The sequence below is a fragment of the Nocardiopsis codii genome (assembly GCF_036327455.1).
Classification (GTDB): domain Bacteria; phylum Actinomycetota; class Actinomycetes; order Streptosporangiales; family Streptosporangiaceae; genus Nocardiopsis; species Nocardiopsis codii.
In genome coordinates, this window is sequence record NZ_JAUZMY010000021.1 from 109848 (window position 1) to 134229 (window position 24382).

Below are 24382 nucleotides of genomic sequence, written 5' to 3' on the forward strand. Positions count from 1 at the left end.
AGGGAACGGCGATGACAACGGTGCGGACCTGCCCTGCCTGCTCGGACAGAGTGGCGGCGGGCGACGTCTTCTGCGAGGGGTGCGGACGCCCCCTCCCGGAAGGAGTGAGGAGCGCTCCCGTGGAGCACACCGACAACGTGCGGACGGCCCCGCAGCAGAGCATGTCGGGGGCTACCCGCGGCGGCTCGGGCACGCCCGGCGGCAACGGCGGGCGGACCGGTGACGGCTCCCGCCCCGGCCTCGTCCCGTCCGACGGCGGACCGACCGCTCCGCAGGTGAGCCTGAACGGTGCGACCGCCGGTCCCGCGGCGGGTACGGGAGGGGGACGGTCCGACTCGTTCACCACCCAGTCGATGCGCCGCGACTCGGTGACGCCCCGGCCCGCGGCGGCGCCGCCCGGGACGGCGCCCGACTGGCCGCCGCCCTCCGTCGGCAGCAGCCCCGTCCAGCCCACCAACCCCGACATGTGCGTGTGGTGCCCCGGACGGGTCAGCGACGGCTACTGCGAGAAGTGCGGCTTCCTCCAGCCCACCGGGCGCGACCACGTCGAGGTGCGCACGCGCGCCGCCGTCGGGGTCAGCGACCGGGGGCTGCGCCACCGGCGCAACGAGGACGCCATGGCCATCCGCGTCATCGCCGCCGACGACGCCCGCGCTCCGGGCACCGTCTGCGCCGTCGTCTGCGACGGCGTGTCCAGCTCACCCCGGTCCGACGAGGCCTCCCGGGTCACCGCCGAGACCGGGGCGACCGTCCTCGCCGAACAGATCCGGCGCGGAGCCGACCCCCGCGAGGCCACCGGTGTGGCCATGACCAGGGCCGCCGAGGCCGTCGCGGGGATCGCCGAGTCGCTGGACTCCGCGCCCGCCTGCACGTTCGTGTCCGCGGTCGTCGACCCCGCGGCCGGGACGGTCACCGTCGGCTGGGTCGGCGACAGCCGCGCCTACTGGCTCTCCGGAGGGCCCGAGTCCAGTGCCTCGACCCTGCTCACCAGGGACGACTCCTGGAGCGAGGCCATGGTGCAGATGGGGGCGCTCTCCCGCGACGAGGCCATGAGATCGGCCAACGCGCACGCCCTCATCGCGTGGATGGGCGCCGACTCCGGCGAGATCGACGCGCACATCTCCACCGTCACCCCGACGGGACCGGGCACCGTCCTGCTGTGCAGCGACGGCCTGTGGAACTACTACCCCGAGGCGGAGTCCCTCACGGACGCCGTGCCGGGGGCGGGAACCAGACCCCACGAGGCCGCCCGCACCTATGTCAGCCTCGCCCTGAGGGCCGGCGGCAAGGACAACATCACCGCCGTCCTCATCCCCGTACCCGGTGCACAAGGGGGGCTCCGTGCCGAACAGGACTGACCGATCCGCCGAACCGGAGTTCCGGATCGACGTCGACCAGAACAGGTTCCTGCCCATCGGCGGGCGCGAGGTGCACGCCGTCGTCAGCGTCACCTCCCGCAGCCCCGTGCTCGTGGGGTCGTCGGTGCGCGCCTCCGAGGTGATCATCGTCGACACCTCCGGTTCGATGTACGGGGAGAAGCTCGACGAGGCCAAGCGCGCCGCCCGCGCCGCTGTCGAGGCACTGCGCGAGGGGGTCAGGTTCGCCGTGGTCAGCGGCGGCAGCAAGGCCCGGATGGCCTTCCCCGAGGGGGAGCGGCGGTTCGCCGAGTGCGACGACACCACCCGGGCCGCGGCCCTGGAGGCGATCGGCCGGATGCGCGCCGACGGCGGCACCCGGATGGGCACCTGGCTGGAACTGGCGGGGGAGCTGTTCGCCACCGTGGACGAGGGGATCAAGCACGCGATCCTGCTCACCGACGGGCAGAACAACGAGCTCACCGAGGAGTTCGAGCACGCGTTGCGGAAGGTCACCGGCCGGTTCGTGTGCGACTGCCGGGGCGTGGGCACCGACTGGAAGGTCGAGGAGCTCCGCCGTATCGACTCCGCCCTGCTCGGCGGAGGCCCCGGCATCATCGCCGACCCCGCCGACCTGGTCGCCGACTTCCGCGCCATGGCCCAGGCGTCCATGGGCAAGGCCGTCGCGGACGTCGTCCTGCGGTTGTGGACCCCCCAGAACTCCGTGGTGCGCTACGTCAAGCAGGTCTCGCCCACGGTGCGCGACCTCACCCACCGCTCGGTGGAGCGGGCTCCCCAGGCGGGCGACTACCCCACGGGATCGTGGGGCACGGAGAACCGCGACTACCACGTGTGCGTGGAGGTTCCCACGGGCGACCCGGGGCGGCAGTTGCGCGCCGGGTGGGTGCGCGTCGTCCTCCCCGGCTCCGGAGGGGCCGAGGACCAGGTCCTCGCCTCCGGGAACATCCTCGCGGAGTGGACGGCGGACGAGGCCAGGGCCACCGAGATCAACCCGCGGGTCGCCCACTACACCGGCCAGGTCGAACTGGCCCAGGCCATTCAGGACGGGCTCGCGGCCCGTCGGGACGGGGACGGGGGCACCGCCACCACGCGGTTGGGCCGAGCCGTCGCACTCGCGGAGGAGACGGGCAACCAGGAGACCGCGAGGCTCCTACGGAAGGTGGTCGACGTCATCGACCCGGTCACCGGAACCGTCCGCCTCAAGACCAGCGTCGACAAGGTCGACGAGATGACCCTGGACACCAACTCGACCCGGACCGTACGGACCCGGCCCGAGAACGGGCCCGGAACCGACGACGCCCCCGGCCCCGGGTAGGAGGGACCCATGCCGAGTTGCCCCTCCGGGCACCACTCGACGGCGACCGACTTCTGTGACACCTGCGGGCTGCGCCTCCAGGCGTACTCCCCCTCGCCGCCGCCCCAGCCGTACCGACCCCCGCCCCCGACGTCACCGTTCCCACCGCAGGCCCCGCCCCGCACCCCTGCGCCGAGGCGGCCCTCCGCCGCGCCCCGGGGAGGCCCCTGCCCGGAGTGCACGACCTCCCGCACCGGGCGCTTCTGCGAGGAGTGCGGGTACGACTTCGCCTCGCAGCCCGACAGCCCCGTGCGCAGACACTCCGGTCCCGGCGAGGCCCCGGCCGCGGCGCAGTGGCGTGCCGTCATCACGGCCGACCCCGCCTACTACCAGTACATGGTCGACCAGGGCATGCTCGACCCCGCCCAGATCTCGTTCCCCGCCATGAACAGGCAGCGCCGGGTGAACCTCAGGGGCGACCGGCTCCACATCGGTCGACGCAGCGCGTCCAGGGGTTTCACGCCCGAGATCGACCTGGGCGGACCGGGAGGGGACCCCGCGGTCTCCCACATCCACGCGATCCTGGTCGCCGGGCCCGACGGGACCTGGGCGATCGTCGACCCGGGCTCCACGAACGGGACAATGATCAACGGGACCGCCAACACGATCCCCCGCAAGGTGGAGGTGCCCCTCAATGACAGCGATCGGATCTATGTCGGCGCATGGACCGTCATCATCGTCCAGAAGGGGTGACCCCCGTTGATGCCCCCCGACTCCGACCAGGCACGGCGCCCTCCCGGTTCCGGGCCGCCGCAGGACCCGGCCCCGGCGCCCCCGGTGCGGGGCGGCCGGGCCGCCGGCGCCGGACCGGTGCCCGCCCCCTCCCCCCGGCGGACCGGCGGTTACGCGCGTGCCCGCCTGGCCCGCACGCGCCTCTGGCTCGGCACCACCCCCGCGCGGGTGTGGCTGCTGACGGTGGTGTGCGTGGTGTCCGTCGTCGGACTGTTCGGTTCGGCGACCTTCACCCTCAACCAGGCGCGCGCGAGCCTGGACGTGCTCGGACGCGGAGCCGGGCCGCAGGCCATGGCGACCACCGACCTGTACCTCTCGCTCGCCGACATGGACGCCCAGATGGCGGACGTCCTGCTCATGGGTACCGACCACGACCTGGGCTCGGGGCGTGACGAGGCGATGGAGCGGTACGAGGAGAGCCGGGGCAAGGCCAACGCGGCCCTGCTCCAGGCCGCCTCGCTCACCGAGGGCGAACCCGTGGGGGAGCGCAACGTGCAGGCCGTCCTCGACGGGCTGGGCGTCTACGAGCAGTTGGCCGCCGAGGCGCGGCTCCTCAACGACGAGGCGCAGGCGCCTCCGGGGCGGGCGGACACGGCGGCGCTGGAGTCGTACCGCGAGGCCACCCGGCTGATGCACGCCGAACTCCTGCCCAAGGCGTTCAACCTGGGGCTGGACTCGTCGGCGATCGTCCGCGTCAACCACGAGGAGGGCCGGTCGTCCGTCGCGCTCGGCCTGGCCTGGGTGGGCGCCGTCGGCGCGGTGACGACCATCGCGCTGGCCGGCCTCCAGCTGTACCTGCGGGTGCGCTTCCGCCGCCGTTTCAACGCCCCGCTGCTCGCCGCGACAGCCGGGACGGTGGCGCTCACCGTCGGCGTGGTCCTCTCCCTGGTCTCCGGCGGCGCACACCAGAGCGCCGCCAAGGAGGAGGGCCTGGACACCGCGATGGCGCTGTCCCGGGCCGGGGCGATCGCCACCGACATGCAGGCCGACGAGAGCCGCTACCTGGTCGATCCGACCCTGGCCGACAACTACCAGCAGGTGTACCTGGAACGGGCGCAGCAGGTGCTGTTCCGGCCCGCCGACAACCTGGACGCCTACTACGAGGCGATCGACGAGGTGGCCGCCGCGTACCCGGAGCTCCCGGGATCGGACGGGGCGGACCCGGAGGACCCGGGCACACTCGGCTACCTGGGGGAGGACGCCCAGGAGGCGCTGCTCCCGGGCCAGGAGGCCGCGCTCGCCGACGTCCTGGCCTCCTACAACGACTTCCAGGGCGAGGACCGCGCGCTGCGCGAGGCCGCGCGGGAGGGTGACCTCGACTCCGCCGTCGCCATCCGGATGGAGATCGCCCACGCCGAGAACGGCACCTTCCGCACCTACGAGGTCGCGCTCACCGAGCTGACCGACCTGCACAGGGGCGCGTTCACCGAGGGCATCGAGAGCGGTGACGCCGCGCTGGCCCCGTGGGGGTGGCTGCTGCCCGCCGGTGTGCTCGCGCTGCTGGCCCTCGTCGCGCTCGGGGTGCGCCCCCGGCTGGCCGAGTACCGCTGACCCCACGAGAGACAAGGAACAGGCCGATGATGCTTCGACACCGTCGCACCGTCGCCGCGGCCGCCCTGGCCGCGGCGGCGGTGTCGGGACTGCCCGCCTGCTCGGCGGTGCTGGGCGAGGAGGCGTCGCTCCTCGACGCCACCTCCCTGACCGTGGGCGTCAAGGCGGACCAGCCCGGTCTCGGTCTGGAGGACGGGGACGGCGGGTTCGAGGGCTTCGACGTCGACGTCGCCCTGTACATCGCCGAGCAGCTGGGCATCCCCGAGGAGAACGTGGAGTTCGTGCCCGTCACCTCCGCCGAACGGGAGCAGAAGCTGGACGACGGGGAGGTGGACATGGTCGTGGCGACCTACTCCATCACCCCGGCCCGCAAGACCGAGGTCACCTTCGGCGGCCCCTACTACGTGGCCAAGCAGGACGTGCTCGTGCGCGCGGACGCCACCGGGATCCAGGGCGTCCGCGACCTGGAGGGGCTCGACGTCTGCCAGGGGGAGGGGTCGAACTCCGCCGTCCGCATCACCGAGGGCCTCGGGATCGACGTCGTCCAGACGGACGCGCCCAGCTACAGCGCGTGCATCGAACTCCTGCGGGACGGGGACGTGGACGCCGTCTCCACGGACAACCTCATCCTCGCCGGCTTCCTGGCCGAGGACCCCTCCGCGTTCCGGTTCGTCAACAACCCCTTCACCGACGAGAAGTACGGTGTGGGCCTTCCGTACGGGGACGTGGCGGCCTGCGAGGCCGTGAACAAGGCCATCAGCACCATGTACCAGGACGGGACGGCCGCAGACCTGTTGGACACCTGGTTCGGGGAGACCGGCCTCCAGGTGGTGACGAGTGTTCCCCAGTTCGAGGGCTGCGTCTGACGCCGCCGTGCGGCCCCTCGCGGTCTCCGGCGGACGGTTGCGGGGCGGCTCCCGTACCCTCGCGGTGGTCCCCTTCGCACCGGAAGGTGTGGGGCGCCGATCCCGGGGTAACTCCTGTCGGTCGGCGGTGGCGGGGGGAGCTCCGGGGCAGGGCGCGGACGCGACCCGCACGGGGCTCCCGACCGGGGCCGACCGTGCGCCCGCTCGGGGGCGACCGGAGCGGCCCGACCTGGACACTTGGAAGACAACAACCCCTGTGCAGGGCAGTGGGGGGACCGAAGAGGAGTAGTCCGTTGACCATCGTCGAGTTCCTGAACGCGCGTCTGGACGAGGACGAACGCGCGTCCAAGGCCGTTCCCGTCGGAGCACGCGGACGGGATCGGGCGCTGGCGGAGGTCGCGGCCAAACGCAATATCGTCCGCGGGTACGCCGACGCGCACCACGCGAGCATGCGCAGCCTCACCCCCGAACCCCACGGGGCCGCCGTCGGCGGCGACCCCTGGTCCGAGCTCCTGGCCTGGAGGCTGGCGGTCAAGTACCTGGCCGCGGTCTACCGGACCCACCCCGAGTACGACCGGTCCTGGGAGGGCTGACCCCTACGGAGCCGGTGCGGCCGGCAGGTCGAGCAGCCGGTCGACCGTCTCGGCGAGGTCCCGGCCGGAGACGTCCGGCGGGGCGAACAGCGACGGGAACCGCCCCTCCAGGTGTCCCGACCACCCCGTGACCAGCCCCGCCAGGCGCGCACCGGCCACGTCCCAGCCGTGGCCGGTGACCAGGCCGAGCCGCTGCGGCGGGACCTCCAGGGCGCGCGCGGCGCCGAGGTAGGCGCCGGGGGCGGGCTTCCAGGCGTTCGCGGGGCGCGCGGCGATCACGTGGTCCACCAGGTCCAGCAGGCCGGCACGGGCCAGCAGCGCACGCGGCAGGACGTCGTCGTGGTTGCCCAGGGTCGCCACCGCGAGCCCGGCGTCGCGCGCCGCGGCGAGGGCGGCCGAGGCCTCGGGGCGGGGGTCGAGTCCGCTCATGCCCTCGACGATCGCGTCCTCGGCCGACGGGGCGATCTGGTGGCCGGTGATGTCCCGGAGGGCGCCCCGGACCACGTCCTCGAAGGTGCGGTCGGCCTCGTACCCGTCCTCACCGCTCGTCAGGGCCAGGGCGAAGGAGTCCCGCAGCAGGTGGTCGGACCAGCGGGTCATGAGCACCCGGGGGATGCCGGCCTCCCGGAAGCGCCACTCCAGGGGGGCGACGGGGAAGAGGGTGTCGAGAACGTCGAAGACGAGGGCTGCAGGGCGGTGCGACCGCCCGGCGGGGGGTTCTGACATGGGTTTCAGCTCCAGGGGAAGAGGGGGCACCCGCCGGGTTCCTACCCAGGGCGGGCCGCCTTCAGCACTTCCGGGCGGGTACTCCGTCTCCCCGGGGTCGGGGCCCCTCCCCGTCGCGCCCCCCGTCCTGCGCCCCGCCCTCCCGGGGCCCGTGTGCCGCCCGCCCCTCCGCCCCGCGGTCGGCGTCGCGCCCGGAGGTCCGCGGGCGGCCGGTCCCCGCCCCGCAGCGGGCGGCGGGGACGGCGCGGGTAACGGGGACGGCGGGGACGGCCGAGGCGGTCAGAGGGCGTCGAGCCGGGGGACCTGTTCCACGGCCCAGGGGCTCAGCAGCCACGGGGTGCGCGCGGCGACCGCCACCAGGTCCGCCCACTCCACCCACGCGTACTCGGCGACCTCCTCCGGGTTCGGGGCGGGGACGCCGTCGGCGCGGGCCCAGAACACCGGGCAGAACTCGTTCTCCACGATCCCCTCGGCGGACACGGCCCTGTAGCGGAAGTCGGGCAGCGCGGGCCGCACGTCGACGACGGCCAGCCCCAGCTCCTGCTCCGTGCGGCGGCGCACGGCGTCCTCGAAGGCCTCGTCCGGCGCGGGGTGGCCGCAGCAGCTGTTCGTCCACACTCCCGGCCAGGTGGTCTTGCCGAGGGCCCGCCGGGTGAGCAGCACCCGACCGTCCGCGTCCAGGACGTAGCACGAGAACGCCAGGTGCAGCGGGGTGTCCCGGGTGTGCACGGTGGCCTTGTCGGCCACCCCCACCCGCCGGTGCTCCTCGTCGAGCAGCACCACGAGCTCGCGGCCGGTGGGAGCCATGTCCGGGGTGGCTCTCGGCTGGGTCACGGATCTCCCCTTACCCATGGGCCCGATACGTCCCATGCGTCGTCTCTGTCATCCTCCATGGTCACCTGTCCCTTCGACTGGATTGTGCCCCGCGTGGTGTGCGAGTGCGCATAAGGTTCCTGATGGCCCCGAGTCGGGCGCCACAGGGTCCGCGAGCGCGGGCACCAGGACGGCAGCGGAGCGGTGACGGAGACGATGACGGAGACGAGGACGGGAACGGTGCACGGCGCCGCACGGGTCGACGGGGCGGGCAGCGGTCCGGCGCCCGGAACCGGCACGGCGCCCGCAGGCACGGCGGGAGAGGGGAAGGGGATCTCCCCGGACCAGATGGCCGTGTGCCTGGACGTCCTCGCCCGCGCCGGTGACATGCCCAGCGACCACCCGGACTCGGCGCTCCTGCAACGGGCCACCGCCAAGCTGTTCAAGAGCGTCAAGGAGCAGCGGCGCAAGGAGCGGCAGGCCGCCCAGAAGGCCCACGACGAGGCCGTGTTCGCGGCCACCGCCACCGCCGCGCCCGACCGGATCGACGACGAGACCAACGGCCGCGCCCTCACCAGCGGGGCCGGGGGCGCGCTCGCGGGAGTGCTGCGCAAGGCCCGCCCCTGCTACATCTGCAAGCAGAAGTACCGCGAGGTCGACGCCTTCTACCACCAGCTGTGCCCGACGTGCGCGGCGTTCAACAAGGAGCGCCGCGCCGCCCGCACCGACCTGAGCGGTCGGCGCGCCCTGCTCACCGGCGGGCGCGCGAAGATCGGCATGTACATCGCCCTCCGGCTGCTGAGGGACGGTGCGCACACCACCGTCACCACGCGGTTCCCCAACGACGCCGTGCGCCGCTTCGCGGCCATGCCGGACAGCGGCGAGTGGCTGCACAGGCTCCGCGTGGTGGGCATCGACCTGCGCGACCCCGCCCAGGTGGTGCGCCTGGCCGACTCGGTCGTGGAACAGGGGCCGCTGGACATCCTCATCAACAACGCCGCGCAGACGGTGCGGCGTTCGCCGGGGTCGTACGGGCCGCTGATCGAGGCCGAGGCGGAGCCGCTCACGGGCGGAGGGCTGCCCGAGCCGCTGGTGCTGGGCGGTGTGCGGCCGCGGGCACTGGAGGGGGACGGGGACGCCGACGGGACGGAGGCCGGGGGAGGCCGCGTGGCGCCGCACGCGCTCACGCCGCAGATGCTCACGTCGCTCGCGCTCACCACGGGGTCGGCGTCGCTCGACCGGGTGCGGGCGGGCACGGCGATCGACGCGGGCGGGTTGGTCCCCGACCTCGCGGCGGAGAACAGCTGGACGCGGCGGATCGGCGGGATCGACCCCGTCGAGATGCTGGAGGTGCAGTTGTGCAACGTGAGTGCGCCGTTCATGCTGGTGGACCGGCTGCGCCCGGCGCTCGCGGCGACGTCCGCGAGGCGCTCCTACATCGTGAACGTGTCCGCGATGGAGGGGGTGTTCGGGCGCGGCTACAAGGGCCCGGGCCACCCCCACACGAACATGGCGAAGGCCGCGCTCAACATGCTCACCAGGACCAGCTCCGAGGAGATGCTGGAGTCCGACGGCATCCTCATGACCAGCGTGGACACCGGTTGGATCACCGACGAGCGGCCGCACCCGGACAAGGAGCGGATGGCCGAGGCCGGTTTCCACGCGCCGCTCGACCTGGAGGACGGGGCCGCGCGCGTGTACGACCCCATCGTCCGGGGTGAGCTGGGCGAGGACCTGCACGGGTGCTTCCTCAAGGACTACGCCCCCTCGAACTGGTAGGCGCGGGCGCCTCCGCCGCGGCGACCGGCCACCCCGCCCCGGGGCCCGGCGGGGCCCGGAGGAGAACGCCCCCGGCCGCCCGGGGGCGCGGAGCCTAGGGCGTGTTCTGTGGATGCTTTCGGTTGACTCGGCGCTTGCGCCGATCGACGCGAGCGGCTTCCAGGCCATCTCTCGCAAGACGAGTAGCGCAGGTCAGCCCGGGTTTGGCTGTCCAAGCGCAGTCGGCGCAGCGAGAGGCAGCCTGGGGGACGCGAGCCCGGAATGATCCGCGGAACGCGGCCTAGGGCTCCAGGATGAGCCGGACCGGGGAGCCGGTCCGCTTCTCCAACCGCTCCACCGCCGTCGGCGCGTCCTCCAGTCCGAAGGTCCCGCTGATCGAGTCGGCGAAGTCCAGACGGCCCGCGCCCACGAGTTCCACCAGTTGGACCACGTGCTCGGGCTCGGAACCGTAGTGGCCGAGGACCTGCTGCTTCAGGTAGCTGAAGCGGGTGCTGTTCCTGATCTCCAGCGGCTTGTCGCTCAGACCGACGAGGACCAGGCGGCCGTGCTCGCCCAGCAGCCGGAGGGCCTGTTCGCGCACGGCCGGGACGCCCGCGAAGTCGAAGGCGGCGTCGAGGCCCCGCCCTCCGGTCAGCTCGCCGACCCTCGCGAGGAAGTCGGGTGCCGTCGGGTCCAGGGCCGCGTCGGCGCCGTAGGCCAGGGCGCGCTCCCTGGCCCGGGGGTCCGGGTCTGCGGCGACGACCGGGGCCGCGCCCACCAGGCGGAGCAGTTTCACGGCGTGCGCGCCCAGACCGCCGACGCCCCACACCCCGACCGCCTCCGCCGGTCCGACGTCCGCCGTGGACGTGACCGCCGCCCACGGTGTGGACACCGCGTCGGGGATGATCGCCGCCTGGTCGAACGGAAGGTCGTCGGGGAGGGGGACGAGGGTCTCCTCGTCGGCGAGCGCGTACTCGGCCCAGCCGCCGTCGTAGTCCACACCCCGGGTGAGGGTCGTCCCGGACCGGTCGGTCTGGCCGGCCTGGAGCGCGACCCTGTCGCCGACCCCGCTCACGGCGACGTCCGGACCGAGTTCCTCGACCACACCGGCCACCTCGTGCCCCAGGGTGACCTCGTCGCCCTCCAGGTGGAGCGGCCGGAGGGTGCCGTCGATCAGGTGGACGTCGGACAGGCACACGCCCGCCGCCCTCACCCGGACCAGGACCTGGCCCCGACCGGGAACGGGCCGCGGGACGTCCTTGACCTCCAGGGTCAGGGTCCTCACGTCGAGCCGGGCGGCACGCATCGTGGCCATGGGCAAACCTCGCAGTCGGTACGGGCGGGTGCTCTTCCCGAACATCATCGGGGAGGACCGCACCGGTACGAAGGCGACACCGGGGCCTGGGCCGGAATCGGGTCGAACCACCGATGGGGCCACGGATACCGGCGTGGAGCGGCCGGACCCGACCCCCGGCCCGCAGCACCGGGCGAGGCGGGGGAGACGGGGGAGAGGGCCGCCCCTGCACCACCGCTCCGGAGCGCCGGCGGGGAGCCGCGCCGGCGGACACCCGTCAGGTGACGTGCCCGCTCCGGTACGCCCAGGCGGCGACCTCCACCCGGTTGCGCGCCCCGAGCTTGCCCTGGACGCTCGCCAGGTGCGTCTTCACGGTGCTCACCGTGACGAACAGCTCCGCGGCCACCTCGGTGTTGGTCAGCCCCCGCGCCACCGAACGCACGATGTCCAGCTCACGGGGGGTGAGCCCGCCGTCCTCGGGGGAGGACCGCGGGGCCGTCGCGGCGAAGTGCCGCAGCAGGCGCACCGTGATCCGGGGCGAGACCAGCGCGTCGCCGCGGGCGGCGGCGCGCACCGCCTCGATCAGCAGGGCCGGGCCCGCGTCCTTCAGCAGGAAGCCGACCGCCCCTCCGGCCAGCGCCGCGTGCACGTACTCGTCCAGGTCGAACGTGGTCACCACGACCACCCGGAGCGGGTCCGCCGCCCCCGGGCCGGCCAACCGCCGGGTGGCCTCCAGCCCGTCCACGCCCGGCATCCGGATGTCCATGAGCGTCACGTCCGGGCGCAGCTCCCGCGCCATCCGGACCGCCTCCAGGCCGTCTCCGGCCTCGCCCACCACCTCGATGTCGTCCTCGGCGTTCAGCATGTACCGGAACCCCGTCCGCACCATGCCCTGGTCGTCCGCGAGCAGCACCCGGATTGTCACGCGTCCTCCTCCAACGGCAGCCACGCCCGCACCCGCCATCCCCGTCCGCCCTCACGCGGCCCCGCCGACAGCTCCCCGCTGAGCAACCGGGTCCGCTCCGCCATCCCGACGAGGCCGAACCCGCCGCCGACGGGCCCCGTCGCCTCGCGGCCGTCGTCGAGGACCTCCACACGGACGCCGTCCGCCCGCACCTCGACCACCGCGTCCACCAGGGCCGCACCGCGGGCGTACCGCAGCGCGTTGGTGACGGACTCCTGGACGATCCTCAGCACCGTGGTGCCGACGGTCGGGGGCAGGCCGTCGACGTCCCCCTCCCAGCGCACCGCAACGCGCGGTCGCCCGCCGGAGGCAGCGGCCTCCAGGCCGGCGAGGCCCTCGGAGACGCCGGGGGCGAGGGGGACCTCGTCGTCGGGCTCGCGCAGCCGCGACACCATCCCCCGCATGGACTCCAGGGCGCGTGCGCCCGCCGCCTCGATCTCCGGCAGCATGGCGTGCACCGCTCCGGGATCGCGCTCGGCGACGTGCCGCAGCGCCTGTGTCTGGACGACGATGCCCGTCACCTCGTGCGCCACCACGTCGTGCAGGTCGCGGGCGATGGCCAGGCGCTCATGGGAGCGCGCACGCTCCATGTGGGACCGCCGCTGGAACTCCCGCCACCGCAGGTACAGGCCGGGAGCCAGGCCCGCCATCACGAGCATGAGCGCCGGATAGAGGAAGCCCCCGCTGTTCGGTTCCCGCAGGAAGTCGGAGAGGGCCGCCACGCACGCGCACAGCGCGACCGCGGCGATCTGCCAGGGGCGGCAGCGCAGCGCCGCCAGGGACAGCAGGACCAGGACGGACAGGATCTCCGAGGGCGCGAACGCGTATCCGAACATGCCCTTGGGCAGAGGGAACAGCACGGCCGAGGCGATGATCATCACGAGCGGCGCGGCGGTCCCGCACGCGGCGGTCAGGCCCCGCCCCGCGCGCGGGTGCAGGGCGATCAGGGCGAGCACGCACATGACCGCTCCCGCGACCACCGGGACGTAGTCCATGGACGAGTGCGGCGGCCCCGCCCAGTTCGGAACGGTCTGCCTCCGGGCGGTGCCGACCACGTCGTAACCCCAGGCCACCGCCAACACCCCCGCCACGGCCCACGGGACGAGGCGGGCGATCACGCCGTCGACCCCCGGAAGGGGACCGCGGAGCGGGGGAAAGGACCTGTTCGACGCCATGCGCACCAGGCTAGACGCCGCCGCCCCGGCCGCCCTCGGTCGAAAGGACGAGACACCAGGCGGAGTCGTTCGGCTGTTCGGTCGATGTGCGCGGCGGACCCCCGGAGCGAACCTGGACATCCGCACACGAGGGGGACAGACGTGACCGACGTACAGCCGGGCGCCGCCGGAGAACCGGGGCCGTTTCCGGAGCAGGACCGGTATCCGCAGGACGTGCCGCAGCCGGTACGGGGCTCCGCGCCCGGGACGGGGCCGGACGCCGGGGCGGATACGGGCGCCGAGCCCCGGCCGCCACGGCGCGTGGCCTTCCTCGACATCGCCCGCGCGCTCGCGATGATCGGCGTGGTGCTGATGAACGCGACCGCCGTCGTGTTCTCGGCGGAGATGGCGGGGGAGCGCGACCGGACCCTCCTGGCCTCCGCCGTGGACACCGGGCTGGCCCTGCTCATGTCGGGCAAGGCCCGGGCGATGCTGATGATCCTGCTCGGGGTCGGGGCGGTGCTGGCCTGGCGCTCCGCCGTCCGACGGGGTGGTCGTCCGACGGCGGTGATGCTGCGCCGCTACACCGTGCTGGGCCTGCTGTTCGGGGTGCCGCACCTGTTGGTGTTCGACGGTGACATCCTCACCCACTACGCCCTGACGGCCCTCCTGCTGGCCCCCCTGATGCCGCTGCTGGTCGGCGGCTCCGGAAGACGCCCCCTGTTCGCCGCCCTCATGCTGTTCGCGGCGGCGCCGTTCGCGGAGTTCCTGCTCCACTCCGCGCTCGGCCCGCACAGCTGGACGTCGGTGGTCGTGCACGTGCCGCAGACGCTCGGGTTCTTCTGCGTGGGCGTGTGGCTGGCCCGGCGCCCCGAACTCGCGCCGGGGGCGGAGGACCTCCCGTCCCGCCTGCCGGTGCTCATGCTCTGGACCGGACTGGCCGTCCACGTCCTCGGGTACGGCGCCATGTTCGCCGCCGACGCGTTCTTCCCGATGGAGATGGGCGCCGACGGCGTCCCGGTGCTCGGGGACGACGGTATGCCGGTGGTCCCGCCGGGGTCGCCGTTGCTGGTGTCCCTGGCGTCCACGCTGATGGGCGGTGGCGGGGCGCTGTTCTACCTGGGCCTGGTGTGGTGGCTCGTGCGCCGGGGCCGGACGGCGTCCCGCGCGCTGGGCGTCCTCGCCCCGCTCGGCCGGATGACCCTCACGGTGTACCTCGGCAGCACCGCCGTGTTCCTGGTGGTGATGGGCCCGCTGGAGACCGCGGTCCCGCTGCTGGCGCAGTACGGCCTGGCGGTGGCCTACTTCGTTGCGGCGCTGGCCTTCGCGCGACTGTGGAACGGGTGGTTCCTGCTCGGCCCGCTGGAGTGGGTGTGGCGGAGGCTGACCTACCTGGGGCCCGTGCCGATGCGCCGCGTCGGTCGCGCCGCGGTGCCGGGGCAGGACGGTGCCGACGGGCCCTCGGGACCCCCTGTATCAAGCAAACCCCAGGAGGGCGCGCCCCGGTAGGGGTGTCGGCCTGCCTGTGGACGACGTTGCCGGCCCCGGTCCCGCCCCGGCCCTGCCCCGGCTCCGGTCCCCGCCCGGCTCCGGTCCCGGTTCCGGTCCCCGCTACGGCCCCCGCTCCGTCCGGAGCGGGGGCCGGACGCGTTCGCGGGGACGGGCCCCACGGGCGTCGGCGCCCCGGACGGAGCGGGTCCGGACGCGTTCGCGGGAATCGGGCCCCGCGGATGCCGACGCCCCTCCGCGCCGGCGACGTGTCCGGCAGGTCCGGGAGGTCAGCCTCCCGCCACGGAGGGGAGCACCCGCACGTTCGCCCCGTCGGAGACCGGCGCCGCCAGCCCGCCCGCGCCACGGCACTCGTCGCCGTCCACGAACACGTTGACGTAGCGGCGCAGCTCCCCGCGCTCGTCGCGGAGGCGCCGCTCCAGCCCCGGGTACCGGGCGGTGAGCGCGTCCAGGACCCCGCCCAGCGGGGTGTCGTCGTCGACCTCGACCGGGACGTGGGCGGCGTCGTCGGCGTCGGCCCGCAGCAGCCCCGGCAGGTGCACCGTCACACGCATCTCAGACCTCCGTCGCCCGGACGCACAGCACGTCGGGCAGGTGCGCCGCCACCTGGTGCCAGCCGTCCCCGCCATCGGTGGAGGTGTACACGTCGCCGGAGCGGGTCCCGAAGTAGAAGCCGGGCACGTCGGCGCCGTCGGTGCAGGCGCCGTCGCGCAGCACGATCCCGAAGTAGGGGTCCTCGGGCAGGCCCCGGACGTCCGGCCGCCAGCTGTCGCCCCCGTCGTCGGTCCGGTACACCGACAGCCGGTGGCCGGGCGGCAGGTGCACCTCCTGGCTGACCACCGGGAAGTTGAGCGCGCTGAGCGGCCGGTGCGGGTGGGCGACCACGGCGAACCCGAAGTTGGTGGGCAGCCCCTCCTCCACGGACGTCCACCCCTCCCCGTCGGGGTCGGCGCTGCGGTACACCCCGTGGTGGTTCTGGGCGTACATCGACCCGTCCGGGGTAACGGCCACCTTGTGCACGCACTGGCCGTACTCGGGCTCCTCGTCGGGCAGGAACCCCGCTGAGATGCCGCGGTTGGCGGGCGCCCAGCTCGTGCCCCCGTCACGCGTCTGGTAGACGCCTCCGGTGGACATGGCCACCGTGATCGCGTCGGGGGACCGGTCGTCCGCCCCGAGCACCCCTGGCAGGACCGTGTGGATGGCCGCGCCGCCCGCGCCCGGGAACCAGTTGGCCCGGTGCGGGTGGTCCCACAGCGGCCGGACCAGGTCGAAGTCCAGCCCGCCGTCGGTCGACCTGAACAGCGCGTGCGGCTCCACCCCCGCGTACACGGTGCCGGGCTCGTCGCCGAAGGCGAACTGCCAGACGCGCACGAGGGAGGTGTCGGTGTCCTCGGGGAAGGCGACGGGCGCGGCCACGGGCTCGTGCCAGGTCCGTCCGAGGTCGTCGCTGTACCAGACGCTGGGTCCGAAGTGCGAGCTCTCCGCCCCGGCGAGCAGGCGTCCGCTGTGCGGGTCGATCCCGACCGCGTACACGGCGCTCATGCTGGCGTAGTCGACGGAGTCGAGCCGGTGGGGTCCCTCCACCTCCCAGTCCCGCCGATCCTCGCTCCGGGCGGTGAAGAGTCCCTTGCGCGTGCCGATGACCAGCAGATATGCCATGACCAACTCCAAGAATCGACCGAGGCTCCCACTCTGACACGGCGGGCCCGCATTCGGGGTGCAAGCAAGGGCGTGCCGGGTTCCGGCCTGGGAAGGAGTCATTGGTAAGGAACCTGAACGATTTACCGTCGGTGTTTAATGAGTTCCGACCGGAAATGGTTCGCCCCTCGGAGGCATAAGCGCCGTGAGAGGGGAACCTTTTCCTGGCAGGTGGTTCCGTGCCAAGTGGAAGGCGGGTGTCCGACCGAGACTCCTCTGCAATAACATTCCGGGCCAACCGGTGTACCCGTGGGCTCCGGCCTGTGCCCCGCGGTTGCACTCCTCACGAAGAACAGGCCAGACGACTTCCCGCTCCCCTGGTCCTCACTGTGCGTTTCAGGACTACCGTCCCAATGGTCCCGCGTACCAGGGAGAACCAGGTTCCCACTCGATAGGGTCGCCTCATGCACCACCCCCCGGACACGCTCCACGCCCGCAAACGGCGTAAGGCCCGAGCCATGATCGTGTCAGCAGCCTTCCAACTCTTCGCCGAACACGGATTCGACAACGTCACGGTCGCCTCGATCGCGGAGCGCGCGGAGGTGGGGCGCACCACCTTCTTCCGGTACTTCGGCGACAAGCAACAGGTACTGTTCGCCGACGACGGCGCCGAGGTCGAGCGCATGTGCGACCACGTGCGGGAGAAGGCGTCGCAGCCGATGGGCGACGACCTGCACGCCGCGGTCGGCCTGCTCCGCGAGGCCAACGCCGCCGCCCGGCCCCACACCGCCCTGTCCCCCGCCCACTCCGCGGTCCTGGTGCGCCTGCTCCGGGAGAGCACCGAACTGCGCTCCCGCTACCTCCTCACCCGGCACGAGCGGGCCATCCGGCTGGCCGGGGCCCTCGCCGAGGTCGGCACGACGGAGAGCGTCGCCGTGCTCGCCGCCCACACCGCCATGGCCTGCGAGCTGACCGCCATGCGTCTCGCCGGCACGCCGGAGTCCTTCGGCGCCCGTCTGGACGAGGCCCACCTGATGCTGGGGGACCTCGGAAGGCAGGCGGCCTCCTGAACCGGGGGCTTCCCCGCCGCCGGGCGGGCCCGGGCGGGGGTCAACCGTCGTACGCGCGCACGAGACGGGTGAGCCGGGCGCCGAGGAACGCCGTCACGGCCAGGCTCACCAACCCGATGAGCGCGTAGGGGGCGCGTAGCGCGTCCTCGTGCCCCCACGACGGGGTCAGTGCCGACACCAGCACACCGCCCGCCGCCATGCCCACGGCACTGGCTCCCCAGCCGACCGTGCGCATGGCGGCGTTGACCCTCCCCAGCAGCCGGTCCGGGGTGATCCTCTGCCGGATGGAGACGAGGGAGACCGAGTAGCCGATGATCAGCCCGCTCGCCAGGAGGTACCCGAGGGCGACGACGGGGATCAGCGGCTGCCACGCGATCAGGACGTACACGGCGCCGACGGACGCCAGGCAGGCCGTCGGCAGGACGCCGCGCGGAAGCGCGGCGCGCAGCCGCGCCACGCTCTGGGCGCCGATCACGCCGCCGACCGCGGCGAACGCCATCAGCAGCCCGAACCCGGCGGGCCCCAGCCCCAGCGTCTCCCGGACGAACAGGACCTGTGTGGACAGGGCGGTCGCGTAGGAGGTGTTGACGAGGAGGGAGATGCCCGCGACGAGGCGCAGCAGTGGCTGCCGAAGGATCGCGCGCACGCCCTCGGCCACGTCCGCGCCGACTCCGCGCAGCCCCCGCTTCCCCGCCGCCCGGGTCTCCCCGGGGCCGCCTGCTCCGGTCGTGCTGCGGGGGCCGCCGGTCCCGCCCTCCCGGGGGAAGCCGGCCGTGCCGGGCCCCGGCGCAGAGCCGTTCTCTCCCGCCGGGGCGGCCGTCCGCAGCCGCAGCAGCGCGAGCACCGACACGGCCAGCGCCGCGATGTTGACCAGGAAGGGCACGAACACCCCGAGGGCGATCAGCAGTCCCCCCAGGGGGCGCCCGGCGAACTCCTGGGCGACCAGGGAACCCGTCCTCAGGTGCCCGTTGGCCCGTTCCAGCCGATCCGGGGGGACCAGCGCGGGCACCGCGGTCTCGGCCGCCGTGTCGTAACAGACCTCCAGGGCGCCGAAGCAGAACGCGAAGGCCGCCAGCAGCGGCACCGAGGCCCATCCGGAGGCCACCGCGACCGCGAGCAGGGCCCACAGCGCCAGCCGCGCCGCGTTCGCCGAGACCATGAGGGCGGCCCTGGGCAGGCGGTCCACCAGCACACCGGCCGGCAGGCCCAGCAGGAGCCACGGCAGGCGTCCGGCGGTGGCCACCGCGGCGACCAGGAGCGGGTCGGAGGACAGGGACGACGCCAGCCAGGGGACCGCGATCATCGCGACGCCGTCGCTGAGGTTGGAGGCCAGGGCCGCCGTCCAGAAGGCCCGGAAGCGGCGGCCCAGGGGCGGGTCCGCCTCTGGGGCGGGGAGCGGACGGGACACGGTGCACCGGCCTTCCCGGCTCCGGCTACGCGGGGGGCGAGGGGGCGCCGGCGCCTGCCGGACACACTACGTGACGCCGTGGCACCGACCGTGACCGCGTGCCGCCGTCCGGTGCGGTCGTCCGATCGCCTCGGATCCCCCGGGGCGAGCCCCTGGATTTAGTAGGACGTCCAACTATATGGTGGTGCCACAGAGCCGCGGGGGAAGTCTGGTGCGAAGCCTTCGGAACCCCGCTGATCGACGCCCAGGCGCTCCGGTTCGGACTGGCCGAGATGGCCACCGAACCGGAGGCGGCCCGCTCCCTGCTGTGGAGGGCCGCCGCGGCGCCGGACGACGGCGACCCCGACGCGGCGCACCTGTGCGCCATGGCCAAGCGGTTCGCCACCGAGACCGGGTTCACGGTCGCGGACCAGGCCCTCCAGCTCCACGGGGGCTACTGCTACCTCACCGAGTACGGCATCGAGAAGATCGTCCGCGATCTGCGGGTGCACCGAATCCTGGAAGGGACCAACGAGATCATGAGCCTGATCATCGCTCGCGGGCTGACGGGAGCCGCCTGATGTCCGCCACCGGAGCCGCTGGGGACACGGTCCTGGCGAGGGTCGAGGGGCACCTCGGCCGCCTCACCCTGAACCGCCCGCGCGCCATCAACGCCCTCGACCACGCCATGGTGGGCGCCCTCCACGCATCCCTCGCCGCCTGGGAGGGCGACGACGCGGTCGCCGCGGTCCTGCTCGACGGGGCGGGGGAGCGCGGCCTGTGCGCCGGGGGCGACATCCGGGCCGTCCGCGCCAGCGCCCGGGACGGCGACCGGAGAGCGGCCGAGTTCTGGCGCGACGAGTACCTTCTCAACGCCCGCATCGCCCGCTACCCGAAGCCCTACGCCGCGTTCATGGACGGCGTGGTGATGGGCGGCGGCGTAGGCGTCTCCGCACACGGGTCCGTCCGGATCGTCACCGAGCGCACCGTCGTCGGCATGCCCGAGACCACCATCGGCTTCGTGCCCGACGTCGGCGGCACGTACCTGCTGTCCCGGACCCCGGGGGAGACCGGCACCCACCTGGCGCTCACCGCGGGATCGGTCGGCGCGGGCGACGCCCTGTACCTGGGCCTGGCCGACCACTTCGTGCCATCCGAGCGGCTGTCCGCCCTGGCGGAAGCCCTCGCCGGGGCGGCCTCCGCCGACGGGGTCGCCGAGGCGGTGGGCCGCTTCGCCGAGACCGCGCCCGCGTCGGACCTCGACGGCCGGCGGCACTGGATCGACTCCTGCTACGCGGCCGACACCGCGGAGGAGATCGTGGAGCGGCTGCGCGCCCACGGGGACCCGGAGGCGGCGGAGGCGGCCGACACCATCGTCCGCAAGTCGCCCACCGCCGTGAAGGTGACCCTGGCCGCGCTGCGGCGCGCCCGGGAGCTGCACAGCCTGGAGGAGGTCCTGGAGCAGGAGTACCGGGTGTCCTGCGCCGCGCTGGCCTCACCCGACGTGGTGGAGGGCATCCGCGCGCAGGTGGTCGACAAGGACCGTTCGCCCAAGTGGGTGCCGGACACCCTGGAGGCGGTCACCGACGAGGACGTCGCCCGCCACTTCGCACCCGCGCCCGACGGCCCGCTGGGCCTGGCCGCCCCGAGGGCGTCGGAGGCCGGTGCGGCGGGATGACGGACCGCGTGTGGAGGGGGACGCCCCCGTGCCGTCCGGCACGGGGGCGTCCTCTCGTCCGCCCCGGCTCTCCCGTGCGGGAGAGCCGGGCGGTCGCGACGTGCCCTGGTCAGAGGCGTCCGCCCTCACAGTGGCAGGACGGCCAGGGCTGGGAGCAGCCCCGGCAGAACTCCTTCGTGGGGTCCGCCGCGACCGCCCGGTCGAAGGGTTCCAGCAGCGGCCGTCCGAGCTGCTGGGACAGGACCGGGTGCGGCCAGGGGCACCAGTACACCGGGCCGGACGCGGTGTTCTGTCTGGCGGGGACCACGCACACACAGTCGGTCCAGGGCTGCAGACAGGTCGGGCAGATCTTGTCCATGGCGGCTTCTCGTGGTGTTGGATCCGGATACGCGGCTCCCCCGATCGGGGCGGCGGGTGTCGGAGAGCGGCGTCACCCGTTCCTGTGGAGTGTGGTGATGAGGTCGGCGATGTGTCCGGCGTGGGCGGTCGCGCCGGTTTCCAGGGCGAGGGCGTGGACCTTCTCCAGGGCGCGGACGACCTCGGTGCCCGCCGGTCCGGCGTTGAGCACGTGGGCGATCTGGGCCTTGGAGTAGCGGCGGTGGCCGCCCAGGGTCCTGAGCGAGGTGAGGCGGCCGTCCTTCTCCCAGCGGGTGACGGTCTTGGGGTCGACGCGGAAAAGTCGGGCGACCTCGCCGGGGGTGAGGAGTTCCTCGGCGGAGTCCAGCAGGGACTGTGAGGGGGTCATCGATCGGCTCTCCAGCTAGAAGCGACTGCGGTTGCGATTGCGAATGTGAGGGCGGGATGCGCGGGGGGCGGGGCCACCGGGTCGTCGCCCGGCGTCCCCCGCCCGGGCCATGACGCGGGTGTCTCGGTCGGTCATCTGTCCTCGCGGTCCCGGTCGCCGTCCCTGCGGCTGCCGTCGCTGTTGCCCCAGCGGACTCCGTCCATGGTGGCGGGGATCTTGTGCCCGGTGTGCAGGAGGGCGTTCTCCCAGCGCAGTTCCATGGCGATCAGCTCGCCCTGGCGGTCGTAGGCGGCCTGTTCCTCGGGGGTGAGCGGGGCGTCGGCGGCGGAGGGGCGGGCGCGGACTCTTCGCGGTCGGCTCACGGGGTGCTCCCCGTGCCTGCCGTGCCTGGCGCCGGGGGTGCGGAGGGAGTGCGGGTCCGGGTGGGCGGCCGGGAGTGCTCGTGGAGGCTGGTCTCCAGCTGGCCGGGGGTGGGCTCGATCTCGGTGCGCCAGTGGACGTCGGTCCGGTGGGCGGTGGCGATCCACATGCGGCCGGTCCAGATGATGCGGTGGGTGCTGCCCCAGGTTTCGCGCAGGCGGACGAGGACGATGCCCGGGGGTTCCCAGGTGCGGCCCTGGTGGTCCATGTGGTCGCCCTCGTGACCTGCCTCGATGGCGCAGCACCGGGGGATGCCGTTCCGGTCCAGGGAGGTCTCGGCGCAGTGCGGGGGCATCATGCCGCCCTCACCTCCAGGCGGTGCAGGCCCTCCAGGACCGCTTCGAGGACGTCGCGCGGAGCGGGGGCGTGGGGCGCGAAGCGGGCGGGGGCGTAGGCCCGGACCCGGGCCGCCCGGCGCGGTCGTCGGCGGCGCATGGCCTCCGAGGCGATGTAGCGGGCGGCCACCAGGGCCGACGGGTTCAGGTAGCGCGACATGGCGCCTCCTCGAAAGTGTGTCGCTCTGGAACGGGAGCGACAAGGAACGAGTACATCACCCATAGTGAACCCTAGAAATCTAGGATTCAAGTGCTACGGAGTAGATTGCTACTCCTGAGATTGCTAAATGTCCGTTTTCTCGCCTGGAGGGCTACGATCGGCACGTCAAAGCAGCAGCGCAAACGCACTCGGAAGGCCACGGTGGCAGCGAGCCCGACGATTCGCCGGAGGCAACTCTCCGCGATCCTGCGGACGATGCGCCGCGAGTCCGGCCTGTCCCTGGAAGAGGCGGCGAAGCGCGTCGAGTGGTCCCGCGCGAAGCTGGGACACATCGAAACGGGTGAACGCAAACGCCCCAGCGTGGTCGAGATCCGAGCGCTCATGGAGACCTACGGCGTCAGTCCGCAGGATCCCCGGCACGACGCGGTGCTCACACTTGTTCGCCACGCCCAACAGCGCGGCTGGTGGACACGGTACGACGACATCCTCACCGGCTCGTATGTCGAGCTTGAGGCCGAGGCGACAGCGATCGCGAACTACGAGAGCTTCGGCGTTCCGGGTTTGCTCCAGACCCCGACGACCGCCCGCCTCATGCAGCGAGCGCGCCTATGGCGTGACCCGGAAGACATCCAACGTGCGGTCGACGCTCGCATCCGCAGGCAGCAGATCCTCTCCGGGGAGGCCCCTACCCGTCTCTGGGCAGTGATCGAAGAGCACGCCCTCCAGAGGCTCTCCGGTGAACCCGACGTGATGAGAGAACAGGTCGAACACCTGGTGCACCTCGCTGACACCGCGGGCAATGTCACCATTCAGGTGTTGCCGACGGCCGCAGGGATCCACGCTGGAGCCGCTGGACCGTTCGTCCTCCTGGATTTCCCCGAACCGGCCGGACCCATCGTCTACTTGGAGACGTACACCGATGGTCTGTATCTGGAGCGTGCGGAGGAGGTCGCCCGGTACCGGCGACTGTGGGATCACATCCGCACGTCGGCACTCGACGAGGAGCGGACGATCCCGTTCCTGAAGAAGATGATCCGATAGAGAGAGACGGCCGATGTACTCGTTCCCCGCTGAGGCCACCTGGCGCACTTCCTCGTACACGCAGCAGCAGAATTGCGTGGAGGTCGCAGACACGCCGGGGCTGGCCGCAGTCCGCGACACAAAGAACCGCGGTCACGGACATCTGCTGTTCGAGACTCCTGAGTGGCGCGCGTTCGTTGGCAGCCTGAAGACCGACCGGGGCTGACTCCGGGCGCGACGTAGGCCCCCAGGATTTCTCCTGGGGGCCTACGTGTACTCGTTCCAAAATCACTGTATCCCGCCGCCCGGACACCGGGTAGGGGGAGAAGGACCCGGCAGAAGCCGGGGTCGTTTCACGTTGGACGAGTCTGCTGAGCCGGAGACCCCTGGTCTTCTGCACCCTGCCGCCGTGCTCAGCCGAAGGCCTGGCCGTCCTCGGGCAGCACCTGGCCGCCGTCCACCACGAGGGACTGCCCGGTGATGAAGGAGGCCCCGGCGCTCGCCAGGAACACGCAGGCCGCGGCGATGTCCTCGACCTCGCCGACGCGTCCGACCGGGATGGCCGCGCGCATGCGTTCGAGGTAGTCCGCCCCCAGTTCGTCCAGGCCCTCGGTGCGCACGTTGCCGGGGAGCACCGCGTTGACGGTGATGCCGCGGGGCGCCAGTTCCAGGGCGGCGCTGCGCATGAACCCCAGCTGGGCGGCCTTGGTGGCCCCGTAGTGGGACCAGCCCGCGTACCCGGTCAGCGGTCCGGTGATGGAGGAGGTGATCACCACCCGCCCCCGGCCGGAGGCCGTCAGGGCCTCCACCGCGGCCTGCACCATCAACACGGTGCCCTTGATGTTGGTGTCGAGGACCCGGTCGAGTTCGTCCTCGCCCATCGACACCAGAGGCGACGAGGGGAAGATGCCGGCGTTGGCGCAGAGCACGTCCAGGCCCCCGGTCAGTCGCACGACCTGCTCCACCACGTGTGCGCAGTCGGCGGCCTTGGCCACATCACCGACCACCCACTGCGCCCCGGGAACGCCCCGGGCGGCCTCGCGGGTCCTGGCCTCGTCGCGGCCGACGATCACCACCCGGTCCCCGGCCTCGGCGAACCCTTTGGCGATACCGAGCCCGATGCCCCTGGTCCCGCCGGTCACCAGCACTGTTCTGCCCACAGCTGTTTCCTGCCCTCCGGTTGGTCACTACCCTCTCGGTGATCTCGGACAGTGCCTCCCCGCCCACCCGCCCCTGCCG

General features: G+C 73.2%; 26 protein-coding genes and 1 pseudogene. 13 read left to right on the forward strand and 14 right to left on the reverse strand.

Annotation, left to right across the window (positions count from 1 at the left end; all coding sequences use genetic code 11):
* The first annotated feature begins 11 nt into the window (after positions 1–11).
* The 6 genes from Q8791_RS20710 (at position 12) to Q8791_RS20735 (ending at position 6472) form a co-directional block, all read left to right on the forward strand.
* Positions 12–1358 carry a PP2C family protein-serine/threonine phosphatase gene (locus tag Q8791_RS20710; protein WP_330093413.1) on the forward strand — a complete coding sequence of 449 codons (1347 nt, stop codon included), beginning with the start codon at positions 12–14 and terminating at the stop codon, positions 1356–1358.
* Complete coding sequence (locus Q8791_RS20715) at positions 1342–2691, forward strand: vWA domain-containing protein (RefSeq protein WP_330093414.1); 1350 nt, start codon at positions 1342–1344, stop codon at positions 2689–2691. The genes Q8791_RS20710 and Q8791_RS20715 overlap by 17 nt, the downstream gene beginning before the upstream one ends.
* Positions 2692–2700: 9 nt before the next feature.
* Complete coding sequence (locus Q8791_RS20720) at positions 2701–3423, forward strand: FHA domain-containing protein (protein WP_330093415.1); 723 nt, start codon at positions 2701–2703, stop codon at positions 3421–3423.
* 9 nt (positions 3424–3432) lie between these two features.
* On the forward strand, positions 3433–5013 hold the full coding sequence (locus Q8791_RS20725; protein ID WP_330093416.1) for a hypothetical protein: 1581 nt from the start codon (positions 3433–3435) through the stop codon (positions 5011–5013).
* 26 nt (positions 5014–5039) lie between these two features.
* Positions 5040–5879 carry a glutamate ABC transporter substrate-binding protein gene (locus Q8791_RS20730; protein WP_330093417.1) on the forward strand — a complete coding sequence of 280 codons (840 nt, stop codon included), beginning with the start codon at positions 5040–5042 and terminating at the stop codon, positions 5877–5879.
* Between the two features lie 293 nt (positions 5880–6172).
* Entirely contained in the window at positions 6173–6472 is a 300-nt protein-coding gene (locus tag Q8791_RS20735; RefSeq protein WP_330093418.1) for a DUF6221 family protein, read from the forward strand.
* Positions 6473–6475: 3 nt separating this feature from the next.
* Here Q8791_RS20735 and Q8791_RS20740 read toward each other — a convergent pair whose 3' ends face one another.
* Together Q8791_RS20740 and idi are read right to left on the reverse strand one after the other, a co-directional pair.
* Positions 6476–7198 carry an HAD family hydrolase gene (locus Q8791_RS20740; protein WP_330093419.1) on the reverse strand — a complete coding sequence of 241 codons (723 nt, stop codon included), beginning with the start codon at positions 7196–7198 and terminating at the stop codon, positions 6476–6478.
* Between the two features lie 279 nt (positions 7199–7477).
* The gene (gene idi / locus Q8791_RS20745; RefSeq protein WP_330093440.1) at positions 7478–8005 is read right to left on the reverse strand and encodes an isopentenyl-diphosphate Delta-isomerase; all 528 of its coding nucleotides are present in this window, start codon (positions 8003–8005) and stop codon (positions 7478–7480) included.
* A gap of 354 nt (positions 8006–8359) precedes the next feature.
* On the opposite strand from idi, the gene Q8791_RS20750 reads away from it, so the two are divergent.
* Complete coding sequence (locus Q8791_RS20750; RefSeq protein WP_330093441.1) at positions 8360–9790, forward strand: SDR family NAD(P)-dependent oxidoreductase; 1431 nt, start codon at positions 8360–8362, stop codon at positions 9788–9790.
* 280 nt (positions 9791–10070) lie between these two features.
* Here the strand turns inward: Q8791_RS20750 and Q8791_RS20755 are convergent, their stop codons facing one another.
* From Q8791_RS20755 to Q8791_RS20765, 3 genes are all read right to left on the reverse strand, one after another.
* A complete protein-coding gene (locus Q8791_RS20755; RefSeq protein WP_330093420.1) occupies positions 10071–11084 on the reverse strand; it encodes a zinc-binding dehydrogenase in 1014 nt (337 codons plus the stop codon).
* Positions 11085–11340: 256 nt separating this feature from the next.
* Positions 11341–11988: a response regulator transcription factor gene (locus Q8791_RS20760; protein WP_330093421.1), complete on the reverse strand. Its 648-nt coding sequence runs from the start codon at positions 11986–11988 to the stop codon at positions 11341–11343.
* Positions 11985–13202: a sensor histidine kinase gene (locus Q8791_RS20765; RefSeq protein WP_330093422.1), complete on the reverse strand. Its 1218-nt coding sequence runs from the start codon at positions 13200–13202 to the stop codon at positions 11985–11987. Before Q8791_RS20765 ends, Q8791_RS20760 begins: the two co-directional genes overlap by 4 nt.
* Before the next feature lie 141 nt (positions 13203–13343).
* On the opposite strand from Q8791_RS20765, the gene Q8791_RS20770 reads away from it, so the two are divergent.
* Positions 13344–14690: a DUF418 domain-containing protein gene (locus Q8791_RS20770; RefSeq protein ID WP_407942030.1), complete on the forward strand. Its 1347-nt coding sequence runs from the start codon at positions 13344–13346 to the stop codon at positions 14688–14690.
* A gap of 269 nt (positions 14691–14959) precedes the next feature.
* On the opposite strand, the gene Q8791_RS20775 is transcribed toward Q8791_RS20770, so the two are convergent.
* Positions 14960–15244 carry a ubiquitin-like small modifier protein 1 gene (locus tag Q8791_RS20775; protein ID WP_330093423.1) on the reverse strand — a complete coding sequence of 95 codons (285 nt, stop codon included), beginning with the start codon at positions 15242–15244 and terminating at the stop codon, positions 14960–14962.
* A gap of 1 nt (position 15245) precedes the next feature.
* Positions 15246–16349 carry a WD40/YVTN/BNR-like repeat-containing protein gene (locus Q8791_RS20780; protein ID WP_330093424.1) on the reverse strand — a complete coding sequence of 368 codons (1104 nt, stop codon included), beginning with the start codon at positions 16347–16349 and terminating at the stop codon, positions 15246–15248.
* Positions 16350–16792: 443 nt separating this feature from the next.
* Here Q8791_RS20780 and Q8791_RS20785 point away from each other — a divergent pair, with 443 nt between their 5' ends.
* A complete protein-coding gene (locus Q8791_RS20785; protein WP_330093425.1) occupies positions 16793–17398 on the forward strand; it encodes a TetR family transcriptional regulator in 606 nt (201 codons plus the stop codon).
* A gap of 40 nt (positions 17399–17438) precedes the next feature.
* On the opposite strand, the gene Q8791_RS20790 is transcribed toward Q8791_RS20785, so the two are convergent.
* A complete protein-coding gene (locus Q8791_RS20790; RefSeq protein ID WP_330093426.1) occupies positions 17439–18806 on the reverse strand; it encodes an MFS transporter in 1368 nt (455 codons plus the stop codon).
* A 98-nt stretch (positions 18807–18904) separates the two neighbouring features.
* Between Q8791_RS20790 and Q8791_RS20795 the strand changes: the two genes are divergently transcribed.
* Together Q8791_RS20795 and Q8791_RS20800 are read left to right on the forward strand one after the other, a co-directional pair.
* The gene (locus Q8791_RS20795) at positions 18905–19366 is read left to right on the forward strand and encodes an acyl-CoA dehydrogenase family protein (RefSeq protein WP_330093427.1); all 462 of its coding nucleotides are present in this window, start codon (positions 18905–18907) and stop codon (positions 19364–19366) included.
* On the forward strand, positions 19366–20463 hold the full coding sequence (locus tag Q8791_RS20800; RefSeq protein WP_330093428.1) for an enoyl-CoA hydratase/isomerase family protein: 1098 nt from the start codon (positions 19366–19368) through the stop codon (positions 20461–20463). Before Q8791_RS20795 ends, Q8791_RS20800 begins: the two co-directional genes overlap by 1 nt.
* Positions 20464–20572: 109 nt before the next feature.
* Here the strand turns inward: Q8791_RS20800 and Q8791_RS20805 are convergent, their stop codons facing one another.
* From Q8791_RS20805 to Q8791_RS20825, 5 genes and pseudogenes are all read right to left on the reverse strand, one after another.
* On the reverse strand, positions 20573–20821 hold the full coding sequence (locus Q8791_RS20805) for a hypothetical protein (protein WP_330093429.1): 249 nt from the start codon (positions 20819–20821) through the stop codon (positions 20573–20575).
* Between the two features lie 192 nt (positions 20822–21013).
* Positions 21014–21208 (reverse strand): annotated as a pseudogene (locus Q8791_RS20810) (BldC family transcriptional regulator); the annotation flags it as partial.
* Between the two features lie 131 nt (positions 21209–21339).
* Positions 21340–21570: a hypothetical protein gene (locus Q8791_RS20815; RefSeq protein WP_330093430.1), complete on the reverse strand. Its 231-nt coding sequence runs from the start codon at positions 21568–21570 to the stop codon at positions 21340–21342.
* Positions 21567–21926, reverse strand: coding sequence for a hypothetical protein (locus Q8791_RS20820; RefSeq protein WP_330093431.1), 360 nt, complete (start codon positions 21924–21926; stop codon positions 21567–21569). The genes Q8791_RS20815 and Q8791_RS20820 overlap by 4 nt, the downstream gene beginning before the upstream one ends.
* Positions 21923–22123: a hypothetical protein gene (locus Q8791_RS20825; RefSeq protein ID WP_330093432.1), complete on the reverse strand. Its 201-nt coding sequence runs from the start codon at positions 22121–22123 to the stop codon at positions 21923–21925. Before Q8791_RS20825 ends, Q8791_RS20820 begins: the two co-directional genes overlap by 4 nt.
* A gap of 201 nt (positions 22124–22324) precedes the next feature.
* Here Q8791_RS20825 and Q8791_RS20830 point away from each other — a divergent pair, with 201 nt between their 5' ends.
* Positions 22325–23164 (forward strand): helix-turn-helix domain-containing protein, encoded by an 840-nt coding sequence (locus Q8791_RS20830; protein ID WP_330093433.1) that lies wholly within the window; start codon positions 22325–22327, stop codon positions 23162–23164.
* A gap of 13 nt (positions 23165–23177) precedes the next feature.
* Positions 23178–23369 carry a DUF397 domain-containing protein gene (locus tag Q8791_RS20835; protein WP_330093434.1) on the forward strand — a complete coding sequence of 64 codons (192 nt, stop codon included), beginning with the start codon at positions 23178–23180 and terminating at the stop codon, positions 23367–23369.
* Between the two features lie 187 nt (positions 23370–23556).
* Here Q8791_RS20835 and fabG read toward each other — a convergent pair whose 3' ends face one another.
* Positions 23557–24303 carry a 3-oxoacyl-ACP reductase FabG gene (gene fabG / locus Q8791_RS20840; protein ID WP_330093435.1) on the reverse strand — a complete coding sequence of 249 codons (747 nt, stop codon included), beginning with the start codon at positions 24301–24303 and terminating at the stop codon, positions 23557–23559.
* Positions 24304–24382: the final 79 nt, after the last annotated feature.